Here is a 21,015-nt window from a genome sequence, read left to right as displayed (position 1 = left end):
GATATGAATAGTAAAATTAGAAATATAGTTTTATTTGTATCGACGGTATTCGTGCTTCTTTCTTGTGCCGGAGAATCAAAAACGACTCCGAATAAAGATAAGGCAGAAGAAATGTTTCAGCGTGTTTGGGAACTCTACCGGGTTCCCAAATACGGCCTCTTCTCTGAATATTACCCAAGCAGTCATCGTCCTGATCTGACTTATTTTAATGATTCCACCCGGCAAGCGCAGGAAGTTTCTTATCTGTGGCCTATGAGTGGTGTCTTTTCTTCGGCAGTGTTGATGGCTGCTATCGAACCGGAGAAATATACGGTTTATGTCGATTCGATGGTGATGGCAATGGAGCGTTACTATGATACAACGCGTGTTCCTTTTGGTTATCAGGCTTACCCTGTTCAGTTTGGAAAGGTAGACCGCTATTATGATGACAATGGTTTGGTGGGGATTGATTATATTGATTCTTATTTGGTAACTAAAAATCCTCATTATCTGGAGAAAGCGAAACAGGTATTGACCTTTATTTTAAGTGGCTGGGATGAGAACTTTGAAGGAGCTGTTTCTTGGTTGGAAGGAGTGAAAGATCAGAAACCTGCCTGTTCTAACGGAAAAGCGATGGTGTTGGCTTTAAAACTTTATGAAGCAACTAAAGATGAGTATTATCTGGAGGTGGGAAAGAAGTTCTATCATTGGATTGATAAATATCTGAAAGATCCGGAAAGAGGAGTCGTTTGGAATTCATGGTTAACAACGACTTCGGCAGTATGCCCGGATTTGTATACTTACAATACTGGTACTTTGTTACAAGCAGCTGTAGCTTTATATAATTATACGGGTGAGCAGGCGTATCTGGATAATGCTAAATTTCTGGCAGAAGGAAGCTACAAAGTATTTTTTAAGTATACGGAAGACGGTATTCCTTATATTGCAGATTTGCCTTGGTTTAATTTGGTTTTGTTTAGAGGTTATCACGATCTGTACAATGTTACGGGGGATTCAAAATATGTGGATACGATGATAAAAGGACTGGATTATGCTTGGGAGCATGCACGTGACCAGGCGGGACTGATGTATCATGACTGGACAGGGCGGACTGATGAAAAACGTAAGCCGAAATGGTTATTGGATGCTTCGTGTGTACCGGAGTATTATGCACGTGTGGCGATGATTAAAGGAGAAGTTACAAACAGAAAAAATAAATAAATGATGAAATTAAAATGGATAGGTAGCCTGTTGATTCTGGCAGGTGTTGTAGGGTGCAAAACACCTGATCGTCCCAATTTGGTAGAATATGTAAATCCTAATATCGGAACTGTACATAGTCGTTGGTTTTTTTATACTCCGGCTGCGGAGCCTTTCGGAATGGCTAAACTGGGAGCTTCTACCAATGGAACTTACGGTAATAATCAAGGATGGGAAGCTATTGGTTATGAAGATAATCATACTTCGATTGATGGCTTTCCTTGCTTACATGAGTTTCAGATAGGAGGAATTTCACTGATGCCTGTAACGGGAGAAGTAAAAACAAATCCCGGAAAACTGGAAGACCCCGATAAAGGGTTCCGTTCCCGTTTTGATAAGAAAGATGAAACGGCGCGTCCGGGATATTACTCTGTATTATTAAAGGATTACCAGGTAAAGGCAGAACTTACTGCCACTGCTCGTGTCGGATTCCAGCGATATACTTTCCCGGAGACGGAAGCTGCTCATATTCTTTTGAATATTGGAAATCGTCAGGGAGAAAGTGGAGCTGTGCGTGATGCATATATCAAACAGATAGATGGAAATACTATTGAAGGTTACGTGATTACGGAACCGGAATATGTGAAGAAATATCAAGCGGGTTCATCAGTAGCTATGTATTTTTATGCAAAACTAGATCGTATTCCTGAATCGGTAGAGGTTTTTTATCAAGATAGTACTCTGAAAGCGGGAAATGAAATCAAAGGTGCAGGAGCTATTATGTGCCTGAATTATAAAACGAAAAAAGATGATGTAGTAAATGTAAAGATCGGTTTGTCATATACTTCCATTGAAAATGCTAAACTGAATCTGGAAACGGAAGCGAAAGACTTGACTTTTAATGAAGCTTTACAGTCAACTACGGATAAATGGAATGAATCCTTGGGACGTATTCTGGTTTCAGGAGGTACGGATGAAAGCAAAATCAAATTTTATACAGGATTGTATCACGCTTTGTTGGGCAGAGGACTTGCTAGCGATGTTAATGGAGCTTATCCCAAAAATGATGGAACAGTAGGGCAGATACCTTTGGGAAAAGAAGGTAAGCCGATATATAATCATTATAATACGGATGCAGTTTGGGGGGCTTACTGGAACTTGACTTCTCTTTGGGCACTAGCTTATCCGGAATACTACAATGGATTAGTTAACAGTCAGTTGCTGGTATACAAAGATGCTGGCTGGTTAGGTGATGGTATTGCTGCCAGTAGATATGTTTCGGGCGTAGGGACAAATATGGTGAGTATTACCCTGGCAGGTGCATACAATAGTGGTATTCGTGATTTTGATGTTGAAACGGCTTATCAGGCAGCTTTAAAGAATGAATTAGGCTGGGAAGGCCGCATTGAGGGGGCAGGTAAGATGGATGTGAAGCAGTTTGTAGAAAGAGGATATGTACCTTATGAGAACAGTGTTCATTATGGCACACATCCGGATGGCTCTACCTTTTCTGTTTCTCATACATTGGAATATTGCTTTAGTGCTTATGCTGTGGCGCAGTGGGCGAAAGCATTGGGGCATACGGATGATTACAACCGTTTGATGGAATTATCAAGAGGATGGGAAAAACTATTTGATGATTCATTGAAACTGGTTCGTCCCAGAGTTCCTAACGGTGAGTTTATTGATAACTTTAATCCGCTGGAGTCATGGAGAGGATTTCAGGAAGGAAATGCTGTACAATATACATTTTTTGTTCCTCAACATCCATATCGTTTGATTGAAAAAGTGGGTAAAGAGGAGGTTAATAATCGGTTGGATTCTATATTTACCGAAGCGCGTAAATCTATTTTTGGTGGCGGTAAGATAACTTATGCTTTTGCAGGTGTGGAGAGTCCTTACAATCATGGTAATCAGCCAAGTCTTCATATTCCTTGGTTGTTCAATTTCTCCGGTAAACCTTACCTGACACAGAAATGGACGCGCTTGATTTGTGATGAGTTTTACGGAACAAACGGAGAGCATGGTTATGGCTACGGTCAGGATGAAGATCAGGGACAGTTGGGAGCCTGGTATGTGATGGCGGCAATGGGATTGTTCGATGTACAGGGCGGTTCTTGTGAACGACCGACTTTCCAGATTGGCAGTCCGTTGTTTGATAAGATTGAAATCAAACTTAGTCCGATGAATGCGACGGGAAAAACGTTTGTGATTGAAACGACTGGTAATACACCGGATGCCTATTATGTACAATCTGCTACGCTGAATGGCAAACCATTGGAACAGTGCTGGTTGTACCGGGATGAACTCTATAAAGGTGGGACATTGAAACTCACAATGGGAAATCAACCGAATGAGAAATGGGGAGTGGAAAATCCGCCTCATTGTTCTGAATAAACAGCTTATTTTCCTCGGTGTCGATGTTGCTTGACAGGACACCGGGGATTTTACATTTTATAATATAGTGGGTTAAACATGAAAACACAAAATTCTATTTATGCCGCCCTTCCCGTTCTTTTCGGGTTCTTTGTAATGGGCTTCTGTGACATAGTCGGTATTTCGTCCGATTATGTTCAACGTACTTTCGACTGGTCTCCCGTGATGACGGGATTTGTTCCTTCATTGGTTTTTATCTGGTTCCTGTTTTTAGGTATTCCTGTTGGAAATCAGATGAACAAATGGGGACGTAAAAATACGGTTTTACTTAGTATGGGAATAACGGTAGTGGGTATGCTGCTGCCATTAGTCGTTTATAACAGTGCGACTTGTATGATAGCTTATGCTCTTTTGGGAATTGGCAATGCCATTTTACAGGTTTCATTGAATCCGTTATTGAGTAATGTGGTAACCAGCCAACGTTTGCTGACAAGTAGTTTGACAGCAGGACAAGTGATTAAAGCTGTGTCTTCTCTCGTCGGGCCGGAGATTGTGTTGCTGGCTGTAGCACATTTTGGAGATGACAAATGGTATTATTGTTTTCCTATATTAGGCTTTATCACGTTATTGTCTGCCATTTGGCTGATGGCTACACCTGTTAAACGGGAAGCTTCCAGTGCCGCAACCCAACAACTTTCTATCAGTGATACTTTTTCTTTGTTGAAGGATAAAACGATTCTGTTGTTGTTTCTGGGTATCTTTTTTATTGTGGGAGTAGATGTTGCTACCAACTTTATTAGCTCCAAACTGATGGCGGAACGATTTGACTGGACGGCAGAACAAGTGAAGTTTGCCCCACAGGTTTATTTTTTAAGCCGTACGGTAGGTGCTTTGCTGGGTGCTTTCTTGTTAGCCCGTATTGCTGAAATGAAATATTTCCGTGTGAATATTGTTGCCTGTATTTTCTCTTTGCTTATTCTGGCCTTTGTAAAAAATGATATGGTGAATCTGATTTGTATCGGTGCTGTCGGCTTCTTTGCCTCATCCGTATTTTCTATCATTTATTCGATGGCTTTACAGGCAAGGCCGGAAAAAGCAAACCAAATTTCAGGATTGATGATTACTGCTGTTGCCGGTGGCGGAGTAGTTACCCCGGTGATTGGGTTTGCAATAGGAACAGTAGGTGTTATTGGAGGCGTTTTTGTTACTTTAGCTTGTGTGTGTTATTTGACTTATTGTGCTTTTGGGGTGAAGACCGCGAAAGCGTAGTATTATTGCGGAGAAGATGCTATCTTCGCCCGAATCCTACTTAGCGACTGCGGAGTTATCCACAAGTAAGATGCTATATGTTTTAAAGGTACATATTGCAATAATTCCGGAGTCTCTTTGATAAGGTTGAGATAGCGTTCTTTAGCCCGTGGGCTTCCCGAGCTGATAAGCCAGTTCTCCTGTTGAAGAAACTGATGATCCATGAGGCGGAGCCCCAAATTAGCGAGTCCGATGGATGAGGCGAATAGCTGATTCAGAGCTGTTCGGGAAATACAATAGGCCACACTGTCACACATGACCTCAATATTTATTAATGAGTAGGCATTATCTACATAGCCCCAGACGAGAAAGCAGCTTCTCCGTCTGAAGCAAACCAGATGGTAGTATCCACTCCGTCTTTATGATAATAGGCTCGCAATATTCCTGTCTTGATAAAATAAAGATTACAGTTCTTTGTCCCCTCGCGTACTATTAAATCTCTCTTTTTGAAATGTACCTCTTCCATACAGTTCAGTAGAGACTGTACATCGGTTTCTGATACCTTGTATCTATCGCAAAGTTTTTCAATGAATGTTCTCATATTGCAAAGATACTTATCGTCGGCAGACAATGAAACGATCTTTCAAATAAATTCCGAAAATATAGAAAGTGGTTAATAACTCTGCCAATGGTACGGCTAGCCAGATACCCGGTATACCCAATACCGGAGGGAGCGCAAAGAATCCGATCAACATAAATACGACTCCCCGGAGAAGAGTGATAATTGTTGCCCGCTGACCTCTTTCGACACTCTGATAATAACCAATGCCAATCATGTTGACGGCAAAGAAAATGAATCCTACTTCGAAATAAGGAAGCCCGTTTACTGCTATATCAAATGCAGCGTAGCTGCGGTCAATGAATAACGAAACAATGTCCTGACAGCATAGTGCGGTAAGAATGAAAAAGCTGATACCGCAGATTAAAGCGGTCCGAATGGCGAGATGCAGTGTCTTTCGTACACGCTCGGGTTGTCCGGCTCCGAAGTTATAGCTGATAATCGGCTGTGCGGATTGTGCAATGGCATTATAGACCATGAAGATGATAGGGAAGAAGTAACAGGCAATACTGAATGCTGCCACTCCGTCTTCACCGAGATGGCGGATGAAAACGTAGTTCCCCAGAAACATCATACAGGCAATGGAGGCTTCACTGATAAAAGCAGAACTTCCCAGTTTAATCATATAACCGATGTTGCGAAGAGTCAGTAACAGACTTTTGATACTTAACTTTATCCGGCATAGATGGAGGGTACGAGAGAAACGGAGTAAGTAAATCAGTGTCATCAACCCTCCCACGACAGTTCCCAGACTGGTGGCAAAAGCTGCTCCCATTATTCCCCAACCAAGTTCGAAGATGAATATATAATCCAGTATGATATTGAGTATGGCTGCAACCGCATTACACATCATGGCATAGGTGGGTGAACCGTCCAGACGGATGCAGAACATACCTATATTTAAGACTTCGTAGAATACGAGAAAAGGAATGTACCATGCCATATATTCTACAGCTAACGGCAACAATCGGTCCGAACTACCTAATAATCTGGCTAATGGCTCTATAAAATAAAGGCACAGAGCAGACAGGATAAGTATGAGCAATGTGGAAAAAGCAATTGCCTGAGTGATATTAATACTTGCTACTTTGCGTTTTCCCTGAGATAAATGAATGGAAGCCACCACCGAAGCTCCCACTCCGAACATCAGTCCGATACCCGCTGCGATCATAAAAAGCGGTGCAGTGATATTTACTGCCGCCAGCGCGTCACTGCCAATTCCTTTTCCTACAAATATCCCGTCCGTAATAACGAACAGAGCCGAGAATACCATCCCAAGTACCGTAGGAATTAGTAACTTACGGAACAACGTGGAGATGTTCATACTGCCGAAATCAATACTATCTTTCATAACTTTCTACCTTTGTCGTTGAAAATGGCGACAAAGGTAGGGTTATGGGAGGAGATAAAAATTACCAAATGGTAATTTTTATCTCTATATTTAATAGGGAAAAGAATCTCTTATGTATATTCTATCAATTATTTGAGCATGTTGAAATCCTTTATTCCAAAAACTTCAGTGGATATTTCACCCAACCAACCGCTTTTACTATTAACACCCACTTGTACTTTGATAAAATCAACGTACTTCAGGTTTGCATCCTTACCGTCGAAAGTTACAGCATGGGATATCTTGAAATGATTGTCAGACGGTCCGGCATTATAGTTGTCATCATCTGTCAGACGATCAATGGCGCTGAAATTATCAGCATATCCCCATTCATAACTATCATTTACCCAATAAGTACCATTACCGGATTGATCGTAATTACGCTCTTTCAGGCGAGTACCTCGCAAAGTATATTGTTTTTCCTTTACCCAGGCGGGATAATAATAATCTTGCCGGTGAAAAGCACCCAGATAATCAATAGACCCACTTTGACCATGATTGTCTGTCCATGGGGTGGGAAGCTGAATACCAGTTGGTTTATGATAGGTGACGGCATAGTCCTGCCAGGTTTCGGCTTTCCCATATTCGGATCCGCGCAATTCATACCAAGTGTCATTAGGTAACCCATCACCATTTTCGTCCTGCATTACCCATACAATTCCCGGTTCTGACGAACCATCAAAAGCGTTTCCTGTAATAGCAATGTTGTAATCTCCATCATTCACGATACTATGATCGAATCCAACGATGATGTATCCACCGAATCCGCCTAGGGAAACATAAGCCGTCTGATTGATTCGTTCTTCTGCATAGGTGCAGGCTTCTGCCATAGTTGTTGTGTTATGATTCTCATTGATGAATTGACCGGGAGCCGGTAAATATTCATATACTTTGTTCATTGACGCAGAACTTGTGGCGCTAATCTTCCGCTGGTATGTTCCTGCGGGAGGGCAAACATTGACTTTTAATGTTTGCGTAGCGAGTATATATGAGTTCTTCATTTCGACCTTTACCGTGTGTTCTCCCTGCTGCTCGGATGTAAACAGATAAGTATCATTTTCTCCGGATTGCACTTGTTCATTGTCCACGGTCCATGTATAGACTGCATCCAGTGCATTATTCACGTCAACCGGTTTGATACGGATAGTTCTGCCGGCTGACATGTTATATTCCGTTTGCAGGAATGTCCAGTTGAAATCTACTTGATCCGGTGAACAAACTTCTACTTTGAAAGTTACTTCGTCATCGCCATCTTCATTGTGAGTAGCAAAACGAACTTGATATTCGCCAAGCTCGATTGTGGGGAGAGTACAGGTTAATTCGTTCGAAATATCTTCACCGTTTATTTGCCAGGAGTAACTGGTTTCCAGAAAAGAATCTACTATAGGTGTAATGGTTAGTTCAGAGCCTTGAAGCACTTTGAAACCTTTGTCGGCATCCGCAATAGAGATAGTCGGTACATCAAGTTGAAAGACATCGATACGTATCTCCTTTTCTGTTGTCCCTCCGGCATTGGTGGCAGAAATCAGAATGAAATACCTGCCTGCTTCATCGGCTGAAAATGTCAGGGTGGAAGTGGTACAGATACTCTTTCCATCTATTGTCCAGTTAAAGGTCGTTTCCGAATCGGTATTTTCATAAACAGGAGCGATGGTTATCTCCCGACCAATTTTTGTTTTATAGATGGGGGATTCTTCTTTCAAGGTAATGACAGGAGCGGAAAGAAGAGGAGAGTCCTCCTCTTCTTTCACGCATGATATTAATGCTAACAGAACAAATAAAAAAAGTATAATATGTTTCATTAGAATCTCACTGCTACATCATCATAAGCAAAATAGGCAGGTTGGCTGAAACCATATCCGTTATCATTACTTCCAGTGACATTAAAGTCTATTTTGACCACTTTGCCTAATGCGGATAAATCCCATTTTGTCCATTCAAGTATATTACCCTCGGCTCCAACCAAATAAAATTCCGGACGTGTAGCTACTTCTTTTCCATCTTCATCATAACCGATAGCAACCAGTTTCACCCAATCATCTTTGCCTGCGGGTGCGGTCAAACCGTTACCGTTGGCCACACAGTTGGCTAGGTAGGTCGTCGTAGTCACATACATATGGTCAACTACACGAGCAACTCCGTCTCCAAAGTAAATATAGGGTAATGGACCGTTGGCATATCCGGAATTGTCTGCATAGCCGTAATGTACGCAGAAGTTTTTGGAACCATTATGTCCTCCAAAACCAGTTTTTGCATCCTGATAATAAACGGCTAGTTGGTGCTGGAAGTCTCCATGAGTAAGATCCATATCCAGATAATTGGAAATTGCGTGTCCGCCACCCCAGTATTGGTAATCACCCCATCCGTTAGGAAGTTCGGAAGCAAGAAAAGTGTTGTTTGCATCACTCCAGTTATAGAGTTGGTTATTCTTAGGATAAAGTAGTGGGCCACCATATTGTTGGCTGTCAATTAATGATGACCAGTTTCTTTCTCCTACCATGTTAGCATCACCTTTATAATCAACATCCTCGAATGTCAAGAAGTGTGCTTCACGCACTGCTCTTAATTGCATTTTTATTACTTTACCGAAAGCTTTGGACGGAGTGACAAGTATTTTAAGTTCACCATCTTTGACATCATCACCTGAAACTGCCGGAGCTGTGATTCTTAAGTCTTTATCATTAAGAACCGCTGTCCATCCTTGCGGAATAGCAATTAATGTTGCGTCGTCTATATTGGCAGTTGTAAGAAGATACGTCCTTGTTTCATTAGACGAGAACAAGGTATAATCCCTATTGGCAATGTCAAATGTATATGTTTCCCCTTTGGGCAATGTGAACGACGTTCCATCTGCAAGAGTAACTAGTACATGATTGTCATTAACTGTAACAGATTTGAAGAAAGAGTCTCCGTCTTGTCCTTCCGCTTTCACAGGTTTTCCGTCTGTTCCGTTAATACGTTTGGCTCCTTCGCCTGTATCAACGGTCCAGTATCCGTCACTGTCAACTCCCATAACTGGAGTTGTACCTGTCACTTTTAACTTGTTAGTTGCATCCGGCAGCCATTCTGTAGTACCGTTGGTAGTAATGGTCCAGTAATATATTCCGTCTTCGTCAGCTTTCACTCCAATCACAGGAGCATCTGTACCATTCTTTCCATTTTTGATAGATACGGTGCTTCCATCACTGAAAGTTAATGTGTAGCCATCAGATGTCTGTTCCGTGTTGGTGATTACTTTCCCTTGATTTAATGCGTCTACCAAACTCTGTAAAGTTGTAATTTCAGAGTTCATTTTCTTGACTGTTGTTTCTAGTGTTTCTACTCGTCCGTCGAGATCATTGACTTTATCCCAGAGATCATCGTCATTGTAGCAACTGCATACTGTAACGACAGTGAGCAGTAAAAATAGAATTTTCTTCATTGCTTTTGTTTTTAATTATTAATAGAATTGTGAATTATTGAATCTCTTTTAGTTTCTTATCTGTAAAGGCAATATGTGCCGGAATGTCCCCCGTGATGACTGACCATTTCTTTTTTCCATCCCGGGAGAAACAGTATAATGTGCCGGGAGTCACATAGTCTTTGGCATCGGTGACGAAGAATTCACCTGTTTCCGGATTGATTGCTATTCCGTAAGGTATCTTGATAGATTTTTCCGTACCATCTGTAATAAAATTGCGGGTATCAGTTTTCTTTGTTTTTGTATTATAGATGGCGTAAGAGACTGTCCAACTGTTGGTGTAATAACTCCATTCTGTACTGTATACATACAGTGAATCTCTGCAAATAGCCATTTCTGTATTGGGAAGAAGCGGTAATTCTTCGATTACTTTATCGGTATTGGAATCTATTACAAATGTTTCGGAGTAAGTGTCATAATAATCTCCCCGGGATGAGACATAAATATTTCCGTATTGGTCTAATTCCATTCTATGCAAATTGATTCCCACATCAATGGTTTTGATAACTTTGAATGTGTTCAAGTCGATGACGGATACCGTGCGGTCATAATTAGGTACGCGATACCCGCCGGAGTTGGCTACATAGAGTTTGTTGCCCACAATCACCATTTCTTCCGGCTGGTAGCCGACCACACAGGTATCTTTGACAGTCAGTGTGGTAGTGTCAACACGTGCTACATACCCCAGTCTGGCGTTGGGATCTATTTTGACAGGGCCTGCATACGAACTGACGTATGCATATTTATCTTTAAAGACGATATAACGGCAATTAGGTATGGAAATTTGCGTGATGTGTTTTGCTGTTTCTACATTCATCACTCTACGAAATGAGAACAGTTGATGATGGCATATAACTTATTTCCATAGATTTGGATATCATTTCCCACATCCCCCAATTCTTGTACGACTCCCGGGTTCCGTTCCGCATAGATATTCTTATGATAGATACCGGTTTCGTAATCAAAGTAATCAAGGGTAGCCTTGTTGCTTCCCATATTTCCTTCATTGAGTAGAAAGAAACCTTTGACAGAGGTACCGCTTACTCCGGGAGTAACTTGGTTGGGAGTTGACGGAATAATGCGTTCATCTTCGCGACAAGAAGTCGATAGAAGAACAAAACAGATAATGATGGATAGAACAGATATTCTCATAACATGACGTTTAATTTGATTTTAAAACTTGTACCGGGCATAGGATAGCATTGCACTACTTCATATTGCTGATTGAAGATATTATTAATTTCTGCCGTTACACGTATTCCCGTTTTCCCCCATTGAAAAGTTTTGGATAGGGAAAAATCGTGGGTATACCAGGGCTGTGCGTAGTTCTCCGGGATATTGGCGACTGCTTCATAACGTTCACCTGTATAAATGAAACTATAGTTGCAAGACCATGTTTGATAACTTCCATTGAGGATGATGGAACCTCCATGCCAAGGTATATAAGGAATCTGGCCTCCATACCATTCACTGGTAGGATCGGTAAAATCCTGTGCCTTTTGATAGGTGTAATTGAATAGAGTGCTAAGTTCCACCTTTCCGAAACCCCATTCTCCTCGTATGGCTGCGTCTAATCCCCGAATTTCCACATGTCCGAGATTTATCATAGTCCAACGGAACTGGTTGGAGGTAGGCATGGCAATGATTTTATCATCTACTTCATTATAGTAACCATCTATTTGTAAGTCCAGGCTTTTCAGCCAATGGTTATTCCAGGTGTGAGAGAAAGTGATACCCACATCGTATTGGGTGGTATATTCTGGTTTTAAGTCCTTATTGCCTATAAAAGTATAATACAAATCATTGAGAGTCGGCATGCGAAAGACTTTCTTATAAAAGGCCCGTACATTCAGAGGGAGCTTGGTCAATGGTTGCCAGGTGGCTATGACAGACGGAGTGTATTTGTTTTTGGTGCCTGCATTGGCTCCTTTGGTACGTGTATTGTCGTCGACATGAGTATATAACAGGCTCGCCTGCAACATGAGGCGGTTGAAGTCAAAGGACGTGGCGGCAGAAGTCAGGATTGTATTACGGGTTGGATAGACAAAATCTATGAGATCGGCCCGTAATGTATTCCATTGAAAATCGTTGGATAATGACATACTCCACCAGGGATAGATGGTGAATAAATGGGCGGCCGAAGCATAGATTTCTTGCTGTCGGTAGTGATTGTCTACATACATGGTGGTGACATCCAGTCTGGGATCGGATAAATAGTGGAGATAGTCATAAGCATATTTTCCGTTGGCTAGCAGACTGTACCAAGGCTTAAAATAGTTTTGAAAAGAGCCTTGCACAAACAGATTGGTATCCCACTGCCGGTCCTGATGGCGAAATTTACCCGGTTCTTCTCTTACCGCAGCTCCGGGGTATCCCCGTTCCGAATTGTATAGGTATGCTTTGGCTTTCCATTCTCCTTTGGGGATTTTTCCGAAGAATGCATTCTCCAAACGTAACATTCTTACGTCTCCATTTTGACGGACAGCTGTTGTGTCGTAACCATCTTTCTTGGCGTATGTGAATTTATATCGTCCTGATGTATACATATACTCCGTACTGATGGAACTGCTTATTCGTTCGTTGAAACGATGTTCCCAAAGTAGTGACGGATTGATGGTAGAGAATGAACCGCCTTTCACCCCGATGTTCAGATTGTTTTTCTTTTCCCCTTTGAATAGGGGTTTTCGTGTCTGCATATATATGGCACTTGCGGAACTATAATCTTTGGCAGGTTGGAAGATGGCACTTTTTTGACCATTATATAGTGAAATGACTTCCATATTATCTAATGAAAAACGGCCTAGATCGACAACTCCATTTTGCGCATTTCCTAATTCAATACCATCATAAAATACTCCGACATGATGACTGCCCATACTTCGTATATTGACGGTTTTTAGTCCTCCAATACCTCCGTAATCTTTTATCTGTACTCCGGAAAAGTAGCGCAAAGCATCGGCAACGGAGTAAACATTGAGCTTCTCAAGTTCTTTGCCGGACAGAATCTGTACAGGAGACATCTTTTTTTGCATCCGATTACTGTAGATAGTAACTTCTTTGAGTTTGAGAAGTGTATCAGACAGAGAAGTCTGATGCCGAACCTTGGATTGGGAAATGGCCGGTAATGTGGTAAATAAAGATAGAATCAAACATAATATCCACCGTAAATGGATACAATGCTTATTGTATGAATGGACTTGAATAGAAAGCATGTCTTTTATTTTATAGGTATAAAAAATCCGTTTGTTCAGATCTGAATTCAATCTACACAAACGGACATATAGCTATTATACCAAATAAAAGATAATTGCTTATTTTCTATTTGACTACTACCCGAAATCCCGCAGGTGTAAATCAGAGCATCAAGGCAGGTCTTCTGACTCATCCCATTTTGCAACGCCTTCCCAGATAAACTATCCAGTGACTTTCGTGTTGCAATTTTGCTCTCTGATTACAAGGAGCGGAGATTTACAGCAGCAGGTTCTGTTGCCGGTTTACACGGCATTCCCTTTTAATTCCTTAACAACGCAAAAGTTGTTCAAGGAAACCTTAACGGCACAAAGTTAGAAAGTTTTTATTAATTAGTTTGTTTTATTCTAAAAAAATATCCCATTGACCAATAACAAATATTCCGGCATCTGATCCTATTCTCTCCATTTGTTAGTAATCAATTGGATGGAAAAGGATATATTAATATGTTATCCCAACGACAGAATCAATATTTGTGCCGTCAATACTCGCAGAAACATGGTGAGCGGATACACCGTAGCGTAGCCGACGGCAGGCGCATCACAGGAGGTCAGGTCATTGGAGTAAGCCAATGCCGGCGGATTGGTGGTAGAACCAGCCAGAACTCCGATAAGCGTGAAATAATTCAGCTTGCAATAATACCGTCCTATCAATCCCGTAATCAGAAGTGGCAGGATGGTTATGATTACTCCGTAGCCTACCCATATATATCCTCCGCCATGAATGACTGTGTCTACAAAGCCTTCGCCTGCTCCTAAACCTACGCAAGCGAGGAAGATGGAAATACCGATTTCACGAAGCATCAGGTTGGCACTCATGGTGGTATAAGTAATCAGCTTGTATTTCGGACCGAAACGGCTAATCAGGATAGAAACGATGAGCGGACCGCCTGCCAATCCTAGTTTCACAGGTTGCGGAATTCCGGGAAATGCGAAAGGAAGACTTCCCAGAATACATCCTAAAGCGATACCTATAAAGATAGGAATCAGGTTCGGATGATTTAAGCGTTTCATGGAGTTGCCAAGTACTTTCTCTGCATGGGCAACAGCCAGTTCGGAACCTACAATGGTGACACGGTCTCCCATTTGTAACTGTAATTGTGGAGAGGCTACCAAGTCTACTCCCGAACGATTGACGCGGGTGATGTTTGCTCCGAAGTTATTTCTGATTTTGAGTTGTGAAAGCGTTTTCCCGTTCAATTCCGGTTTAGTAATCAGGATACGGCGTGAAATGAGCTCTTTGTTCAGTTGTTCCCATTCCATTTTGATTTCCTTTCCGAAGAATATAGTGATTGCTTCCACGTCAATCGGGGTAGAGATCACTAATATGATATCCCCTACATGTAGAATTGTTTCGGAATTGACCAATTCGGTTTCTCCACCCTCGCGGTGTTTGATGCGGGAAATGACAAACTTACGGTTCAGTAACGGGCGGAGTTCTTTAATCCTGATGCCGTCTACCGATTCGTTTCTCACTTCAATGGAGATAGGGCGTACGGTAAGTTCCTGGAGATGTCCCAGACCGACTTCTGCTTCTTTTTCTTCTTGAGCAGTATTGATGCGAAGGAGATATTTCAAAGCAAGCAGGGAAAGGATGATACCTACTACACCCAGCGGATAGCTGACTGCATATCCTAAAGCAATTTCGGGAGCATCTATGCCATTCAAATCACTGTTGGCCTGTTGTGCGGCTCCCAGTCCCGGAGTATTGGTGACGGCTCCGGACAAAATACCTACCATTGTGGTAATCGGAGTTCCGGTGGTGAAGTGCAGGATAATAGTAATGGTTACTCCTAATACTACTACGAGCATAGCTAGCATATTCAGGGTAAAGCCCCCCTTTTTGAATGCTGAAAAAAAGCCGGGTCCTACCTGCAAACCAATTGAGTAAACAAACAGAATCAATCCGAATTCTTTTAGAAAGTGGAGCAGGTGTTCGTCCAGATTCATGTTGAAATGACCGAATACGATTCCGACAAAGAGTATCCAGGTAACTCCCAGAGATACTCCCCGCACTTTGATTTTTGCAAGGATGATTCCAAACGCTATGGTTAGTGACAGAATCAGTACGGAGTGTGCCACTCCGCCGCCCCAAAGATTGGGGTAACCTTCAAATAAATTTCTTAGAACTTCCATTGTGATTATTATATGATGATATTTAGTTTAGCTAAAAGTACCCCCGGAGAAATCACTTCTGCGGGGATACGCACACATTGAGCATGACGGTCTAATGCCGTCCTTTTGATATTTTAGCTAGAGAGAATTTATCCTCCTTCAATCATTTCCGATGTCATGACTACTCGATTATTTTTTTTACAGTCTGCCATTTTCCTATCCCACGAGTAAAAACAGCTATAAAGGTATGAATGGCAGGTCTTCTGACTGACTCCCTTCCTGATTCCTTCCCGACCTTGACTATCTATACCCGGTCAGTGGTAAAAGTAAATATCAAGAAGTTGAATAGAGTTTCACAGCAGCGGGACTGTCCGGGATTTACACCCGATTCCCTTTTAATTCAGATAGTTGATATGGCTATCTGAAACCAATTCGGGGGCAAAGATAGCGAATTTATATAGAACCCAAATGAATGCTACCTATTTATTTTATACACAGTCTGATTCTTGTCGGATATCTGTTTGTTTATTTGATGCGTACTCTCATCTCCTGCACATCAAACGTGACGGATTCATTTCGGAAAAGTCTTTCTATATGTCCGCTGGCCACCATTTCCGGAGTAGGCAGCGTGTACATCTGCGGATTATCTATGAGCATGATGGAGTCGCAAAGCGATAAGGCGATGTCGAGGTCATGAGTGGAGAATAAGACACATTTTTTTTCTTCCTGTGCCAATTTCTTTAAAAGCAAACAGAGCTCGTAGCGGTTGGGTAAGTCCAGGAAGGCGGTCGGCTCATCAAGCAGGATGACAGGAGTATCCTGTGCAAGGGCACGGGCAATCATGATTCGCTGACATTCGCCATCGGACATTTTATCCATTGTCTTTTCTGCATAACCGGACATACCGACTAGTTGCATAGCGTCGTCCACTCGCTTTTGGTCTTCCGGTTGCAGTTGGCCGATCCAGTTGGTATAGGGAGCACGCCCTAAGGCTACTACATCTTTACAGCGGAGATTAGCGATGCGTACTTTATCGGTGGTGACAAAGCTGATATTCCGGGCTAATTTTTCCGGTTTCAATGAAGCTATGTTTTTTCCTTGCAGAGTAATTTCTCCTGATTGAGGCTTTTCCAGTCCCATCATGGCACGGAGCAGGGTACTCTTTCCCGTTCCGTTACGTCCTAACAGGGCAACGAGTTGTCCGCCTGTGATTCGGGCATTTACCGTTTCCAACAGCGTGCGCTGTCCATATCCTAATGTCAGTTCTTTAAGCTCTATCATTTGAATCTACGCAAGTTTTTAGCAATTACCCATAAAATAACCGGAACACCTAGCAAGGCGGTGATGCAGTTAACCGGAAGCAGAAACTTCTTGGCGATGATGTCGCAGAGAAGCATGCTGATAAGCCCTGTCAGCATGGTGCCGGGGACCAGTATCCGGTGGTCGGCGTTGTTGAACAGCAGTCGTGTGACGTGCGGTACTGCCAGGCCGATAAATCCTACCGGACCACAGAAAGCGGTGACCGTTCCTGTCAGCAGTGCGGTAGAAACGAAGATGAACGTGCGTGAACGTTTAATGTTCATTCCCATCGTTCGTGCATAATTTTCACCGAGCAGTAGCAGGTTCAGCGATTTGATACAGGCTACGGAAATCAGTAAGCCGATACATAGCATTGGTATCATGATTCCCAATTGGGTGACTGTGATATGGCTAAGAGATCCCATTGACCAGAGTGTGAACATTTTCAGTTGTTCGGCCGAACTTAGGTATTGGAGTATCTGAATGATAGCGCCTGCTACGTAGCCTATCATAACTCCCATGATCAATACACCGAGAATGTTTTTTACTTTCCGGCTGATAATGGCTACTCCCAATAAGATTACGGCAGTTCCTATCCAGCCCGAACCTACGATACCCAGCGACTGAAGAATTGGAAACTCCGCCCATCCAAGTAATGGAGCACCTAGTATGAACAGAGCTACGCCCAGTCCTGCACCGGAACTTACTCCCAGCAGGTAAGGATCTGCCAACGGATTCTGGAATACTGTTTGCATCTGTAAACCGCTAACGGAGAGTGCTATTCCTATCAAAGCCGCTACCACTACCCGTATGAAACGGATAGAAAGGAGAATATTCCGTGTCATTTCGTCACATTCGCCTCCGGTGAGTACAGCCCATACCTTGGTGATAGGAATATATGTATCTCCCGTTGCCATGTCTATCAGTAATAACAGTATGGCAACTATACCCAGTGTAATGAATAAAAAGGGAGTACGTTTATCAGGCTGTTTCATTCCAGGTGTCTGTAATAGTAAAGTGAATCGGATACGAGTTCGGGGTGAAAGATATGAATCAGGTCACGCAATACGACGTCGGGACGTACTACTGCAGATTCCCAGTAGTCATTACCTCCTGTCGGTGTTGTTCGTAAATTGTTGTTGTAAACAGTTTTTTCGCGTACAGCTTTGGCGTCTACAAATTTAGGATTGACCGTCTTTAGTTCATCCAACGTAGAAGCCATGCCTACATTAATCCAGTAGTCGGCCTTTTGTATCAGTTTGTAAGCCGTTTCCAGTCCGATGGGAGTGGAACTGTTAGAATTGTTTTCTTTGTAGATGTAATCCGCACCCGCATCAGTTACCAATTGTGCCATGTAACTTTGTGTGGAAGGCATCACCCAACTGTCGTTCCACGGGGTATTGAGCATAACGGTAGGACGTTGCTCTACCGATTCGGTGAGCGCTTTCAAAACTTGATAACGTTTAGGGATTTCACGGAATATCTCGATGCCTTTTTTCCTGCTGTCTGTTAATTCGGAAAGAGCTACCAGCCATTCGGCTTTACCAAGCGGTGATTCCTCCAAATATTCTCCTACATACATATAAGGTATAAACAGTTCTTTCAGTTTGTCTGTTACGGCAGTTTGCGCATCTCCGATACCGTATAACAGGACAACATCCGGTTTCAGTCCCAATAATAACTCATAATTCATTTCGGGTCCCATGTCCTTGATAGAATTTTTATGTGCGAGAATATATGGATTGGATACATAGTCGATGCCCGATACTCCGACAATTTTGTCCACTTGACCTAGAGCGTCGAACATGGCGATGTAGGAAGAAGCCATACATACGATACGTTTCGCTCCGGCAGGGATGGTAGGTCCGTTGAATCCGGCAGGCGCTTGTTCACCGTTGCGGGAAATGAAATAAGACATTTTCACGTCTTTGGCTCCCTGCCATGGATTGGAAACCTGAATAAGTGTGCTGGCGGTATTGTCCGCACCCATAATCTTGAATCCGGTAGCATATTCAGGTGTATAGACATCCTGTTTGAAAGCCTCGAGAGAAGTCTTCTTGTTGGATATACAACTAGCCAGGAAGAGAAGACATAGCCATGTGAGGATTGAAATAGGAGATTTCATCTTTATTCGTGTATCTTTTAAATGAATAAATAATTTTCGGTGTCTGAAGATTGACATTGTGGGGCAAAGATAAGTATCTTTGGAGATATTCTTTCTTTTTTTATTGCATTTTCTCCGAAATCATTCCTATTTATGTATCTTTGCAAGGTGAATTTTGGTGTCACTTTTCCGATGCTACGGAAAGAGTGGTGAAAAGGGAATCAGGTGAAAATCCTGAACAGACCCGCTGCTGTAGCTCCGCTGAAGTTTTCCTGCAATACTCAAATCCACTGTCTCGATCATGAAGAGGCGGGAAGGGCGTCAGGAAAATGGAGTAAGTCAGAAGACCTGCCAGAATGAAGTTTTCGATACTTTCCGGGAGTAAGGTTCGAAAAATACTTGAATAATCTGAAGATTAATCTTATAGATAAAATATGAGCAGATATAATAGTATGCGGCTGAAAGGAAAATGCTGGCCGGTTGTTTGCCTTTTGTTATTTCTCGTTTCTTGTGGACAGAAAAGTAAAAACAATACGCAGGCAGTCGGAGTGGCGGTTAGCACCTCTGATTCCTCCCGGATCATTCTTCCGGAATATGCTGAAGGTTTCGAAGTGCAATATGTAGAGGGAGGGTGTCTGGTGACCATTCAGGACCCGCAGAAAGAAAAGGGTAAAGGGGAAATTTATCAGTATGCGTTTGTCAGGGATAAGGAAGCCTTTGCGAAAAATAAAGTATCCACTGATTATGTAGTGCAGTCCGTTCCGATTAAGAATATCATTTGTATGACTTCGTTGCAACTATCCAATTTTATAAAACTGGATGAGTTGGATCATGTGGTAGGTATCACAAGTACCCGCCATTTGTTTAATGAGGAAGTAAAACGCCGGTTGAAAGAGAAGAAAATTCGTAAGATAGGGATAGAGGGGAACTTTGATAATGAAGTCATTATCTCCATGAATCCCGATCTGATTCTGATTTCTCCTTTCAAACGGGGAGGATATGACGCATTGAAAGAGGTAGGTATTCCTTTGATTCCGCATTTGGGATATAAAGAGAATTCTCCCTCGGGCAGGCAGAATGGATTAAGTTTATCGGTCTGCTGATTGGAGAAGAGGAGAAAGCAAATGTAATCTTTGATTCGATTAAGGCTGAATATAATACATTGAAGCAGCTGACGGCAAAGATTGAGAAAAAGCCGGTTGTTTTTAGTGGTGAGCTGCGTGGCGGCAACTGGTACGCCGTAGGAGGACGTAATTTCCTCGCACAACTTTTTCGGGATGCCGGTGCAGATTATTTCCTAAAAGATGATCCGAATACAGGTGGAGTGACTTTAGACTTTGAGACTGTTTACAGTCGCGCGGAAAGTGCTGATTATTGGCGGATATTGAACAGCCATAACGGCACGTTCACTTACGACGCCTTGAAAGCACAGGATTCCCGGTATGCTGATTTCCGGGCATTCAAAGATAAAGGAGTGATTTATTGTAATCTCAAGGAGAAACCTTATTATGAGAATGTTCCCACTCATCCGGAAGTGCTGCTGAAAGATTTGATTAAAGTATTTCATCCGGAACTGCTACCGGAGTATACTCCTGTTTTTTATGAGCTTTTAAAATGAGAAGGGTATGAAACTCCTGTCTGGTTGTTGATGCTTCTGTTGGTTGGATTGATTTTTTTTCTTTTCTTCCTGAATCTCGTATTGGGTTCTGTATCTATACCGTTTCGTGCTGTATGGGATATTTGCCTGTGGGGAGATCATGAGAACCACATCTGGACGAATATTATCTGGAAATCGAGAATGCCCCAGGCAGTCACTGCGTTGGTTGCCGGAGCAGGGTTGTCCGTCAGCGGATTGCAGATGCAGACAGTTTTCAGAAACCCGTTGGCAGGGCCTTCAGTGTTAGGGATTAGTTCCGGAGCAAGTATGGGAGTGGCTTTTGTCGTTTTATTGTCAGGCAGTCTCGGGGGAGTGGCGTT

Annotated in this window: 12 protein-coding genes, 3 pseudogenes and 3 riboswitches; of the genes and pseudogenes, 5 read left to right on the top strand and 10 right to left on the bottom strand. The window is 42.4% G+C overall.

Features of this window, described 5'->3' with window-relative positions; translation table 11 throughout:
* Positions 1 to 3: 3 nt before the first annotated feature.
* The 3 genes from DXA05_RS02340 (at position 4) to DXA05_RS02330 (ending at position 4,824) form a co-directional block, all read left to right on the top strand.
* Positions 4 to 1,200, top strand: a complete 1,197-nt coding sequence (locus DXA05_RS02340) for a glycoside hydrolase family 76 protein (protein WP_008024905.1) — start codon at positions 4 to 6, stop codon at positions 1,198 to 1,200.
* A complete protein-coding gene (locus tag DXA05_RS02335; protein ID WP_008024904.1) occupies positions 1,201 to 3,576 on the top strand; it encodes a GH92 family glycosyl hydrolase in 2,376 nt (791 codons plus the stop codon).
* A gap of 78 nt (positions 3,577 to 3,654) precedes the next feature.
* The gene (locus DXA05_RS02330; RefSeq protein WP_008024903.1) at positions 3,655 to 4,824 is read left to right on the top strand and encodes an MFS transporter; all 1,170 of its coding nucleotides are present in this window, start codon (positions 3,655 to 3,657) and stop codon (positions 4,822 to 4,824) included.
* Positions 4,825 to 4,826: 2 nt separating this feature from the next.
* Here the strand turns inward: DXA05_RS02330 and DXA05_RS02325 are convergent.
* The 10 genes and pseudogenes from DXA05_RS02325 to DXA05_RS02280 form a co-directional block, all read right to left on the bottom strand.
* A pseudogene (locus tag DXA05_RS02325) lies at positions 4,827 to 5,404 on the bottom strand (Crp/Fnr family transcriptional regulator).
* 13 nt (positions 5,405 to 5,417) lie between these two features.
* Positions 5,418 to 6,773 carry an MATE family efflux transporter gene (locus DXA05_RS02320; protein WP_004312385.1) on the bottom strand — a complete coding sequence of 452 codons (1,356 nt, stop codon included), beginning with the start codon at positions 6,771 to 6,773 and terminating at the stop codon, positions 5,418 to 5,420.
* Positions 6,774 to 6,901: 128 nt separating this feature from the next.
* Positions 6,902 to 8,614 (bottom strand): PKD-like domain-containing protein, encoded by a 1,713-nt coding sequence (locus tag DXA05_RS02315; protein ID WP_004312386.1) that lies wholly within the window; start codon positions 8,612 to 8,614, stop codon positions 6,902 to 6,904.
* Complete coding sequence (locus DXA05_RS02310; RefSeq protein ID WP_128858713.1) at positions 8,614 to 10,233, bottom strand: PL29 family lyase N-terminal domain-containing protein; 1,620 nt, start codon at positions 10,231 to 10,233, stop codon at positions 8,614 to 8,616. Before DXA05_RS02310 ends, DXA05_RS02315 begins: the two co-directional genes overlap by 1 nt.
* 34 nt (positions 10,234 to 10,267) lie before the next feature.
* Positions 10,268 to 11,424, bottom strand: a pseudogene (locus DXA05_RS02305) (DUF5074 domain-containing protein).
* Positions 11,421 to 13,484 carry a TonB-dependent receptor gene (locus tag DXA05_RS02300; protein ID WP_118220051.1) on the bottom strand — a complete coding sequence of 688 codons (2,064 nt, stop codon included), beginning with the start codon at positions 13,482 to 13,484 and terminating at the stop codon, positions 11,421 to 11,423. Before DXA05_RS02300 ends, DXA05_RS02305 begins: the two are co-directional and overlap by 4 nt.
* A 136-nt stretch (positions 13,485 to 13,620) precedes the next feature.
* Positions 13,621 to 13,839: riboswitch (cobalamin riboswitch) on the bottom strand.
* A gap of 131 nt (positions 13,840 to 13,970) precedes the next feature.
* Positions 13,971 to 15,656: a putative transporter gene (locus DXA05_RS02295; RefSeq protein ID WP_004312390.1), complete on the bottom strand. Its 1,686-nt coding sequence runs from the start codon at positions 15,654 to 15,656 to the stop codon at positions 13,971 to 13,973.
* A gap of 214 nt (positions 15,657 to 15,870) precedes the next feature.
* A riboswitch (cobalamin riboswitch) is annotated at positions 15,871 to 16,082 on the bottom strand.
* Between the two features lie 78 nt (positions 16,083 to 16,160).
* Positions 16,161 to 16,916: an ABC transporter ATP-binding protein gene (locus tag DXA05_RS02290; protein WP_004299412.1), complete on the bottom strand. Its 756-nt coding sequence runs from the start codon at positions 16,914 to 16,916 to the stop codon at positions 16,161 to 16,163.
* On the bottom strand, positions 16,913 to 17,929 hold the full coding sequence (locus tag DXA05_RS02285; RefSeq protein WP_049702091.1) for an iron ABC transporter permease: 1,017 nt from the start codon (positions 17,927 to 17,929) through the stop codon (positions 16,913 to 16,915). The genes DXA05_RS02290 and DXA05_RS02285 overlap by 4 nt, the downstream gene beginning before the upstream one ends.
* Positions 17,926 to 19,059, bottom strand: coding sequence for an ABC transporter substrate-binding protein (locus tag DXA05_RS02280; protein ID WP_164497218.1), 1,134 nt, complete (start codon positions 19,057 to 19,059; stop codon positions 17,926 to 17,928). Before DXA05_RS02280 ends, DXA05_RS02285 begins: the two co-directional genes overlap by 4 nt.
* A gap of 138 nt (positions 19,060 to 19,197) precedes the next feature.
* Positions 19,198 to 19,409, top strand: a riboswitch (cobalamin riboswitch).
* 63 nt (positions 19,410 to 19,472) lie between these two features.
* On the opposite strand from DXA05_RS02280, the pseudogene DXA05_RS02275 reads away from it, so the two are divergent.
* Both DXA05_RS02275 and DXA05_RS02270 read left to right on the top strand, forming a co-directional pair.
* Positions 19,473 to 20,656, top strand: a pseudogene (locus DXA05_RS02275) (ABC transporter substrate-binding protein).
* Positions 20,657 to 20,686: 30 nt separating this feature from the next.
* A partial coding sequence (locus DXA05_RS02270; RefSeq protein WP_165861468.1) for an iron chelate uptake ABC transporter family permease subunit occupies positions 20,687 to 21,015 on the top strand: 329 nt, incomplete at its 3' end.

The sequence above is a fragment of the Bacteroides sp. AM54-2NS genome, assembly GCF_003602935.1.
Taxonomy (GTDB): Bacteria; Bacteroidota; Bacteroidia; order Bacteroidales; family Bacteroidaceae; genus Bacteroides; species Bacteroides xylanisolvens.
Note: the sequence above shows the minus strand (reverse complement) of the source record. Positions and strands in the feature narration are given on the sequence as shown.

Excerpts from the sequence above, each read along its gene's own strand:
- DXA05_RS02340 (WP_008024905.1), top strand. The coding sequence starts at position 4 with ATGAATAGTAAAATTAGAAATATAGTTTTATTTGTATCGACGGTATTC.
- DXA05_RS02335 (WP_008024904.1), top strand. The coding sequence starts at position 1,201 with ATGATGAAATTAAAATGGATAGGTAGCCTGTTGATTCTGGCAGGTGTT.
- DXA05_RS02330 (WP_008024903.1), top strand. The coding sequence starts at position 3,655 with ATGAAAACACAAAATTCTATTTATGCCGCCCTTCCCGTTCTTTTCGGG.
- DXA05_RS02320 (WP_004312385.1), bottom strand. The coding sequence starts at position 6,773 with ATGAAAGATAGTATTGATTTCGGCAGTATGAACATCTCCACGTTGTTC.
- DXA05_RS02315 (WP_004312386.1), bottom strand. The coding sequence starts at position 8,614 with ATGAAACATATTATACTTTTTTTATTTGTTCTGTTAGCATTAATATCA.
- DXA05_RS02310 (WP_128858713.1), bottom strand. The coding sequence starts at position 10,233 with ATGAAGAAAATTCTATTTTTACTGCTCACTGTCGTTACAGTATGCAGT.
- DXA05_RS02300 (WP_118220051.1), bottom strand. The coding sequence starts at position 13,484 with ATGCTTTCTATTCAAGTCCATTCATACAATAAGCATTGTATCCATTTA.
- DXA05_RS02295 (WP_004312390.1), bottom strand. The coding sequence starts at position 15,656 with ATGGAAGTTCTAAGAAATTTATTTGAAGGTTACCCCAATCTTTGGGGC.
- DXA05_RS02290 (WP_004299412.1), bottom strand. The coding sequence starts at position 16,916 with ATGATAGAGCTTAAAGAACTGACATTAGGATATGGACAGCGCACGCTG.
- DXA05_RS02285 (WP_049702091.1), bottom strand. The coding sequence starts at position 17,929 with ATGAAACAGCCTGATAAACGTACTCCCTTTTTATTCATTACACTGGGT.
- DXA05_RS02280 (WP_164497218.1), bottom strand. The coding sequence starts at position 19,059 with ATGAAATCTCCTATTTCAATCCTCACATGGCTATGTCTTCTCTTCCTG.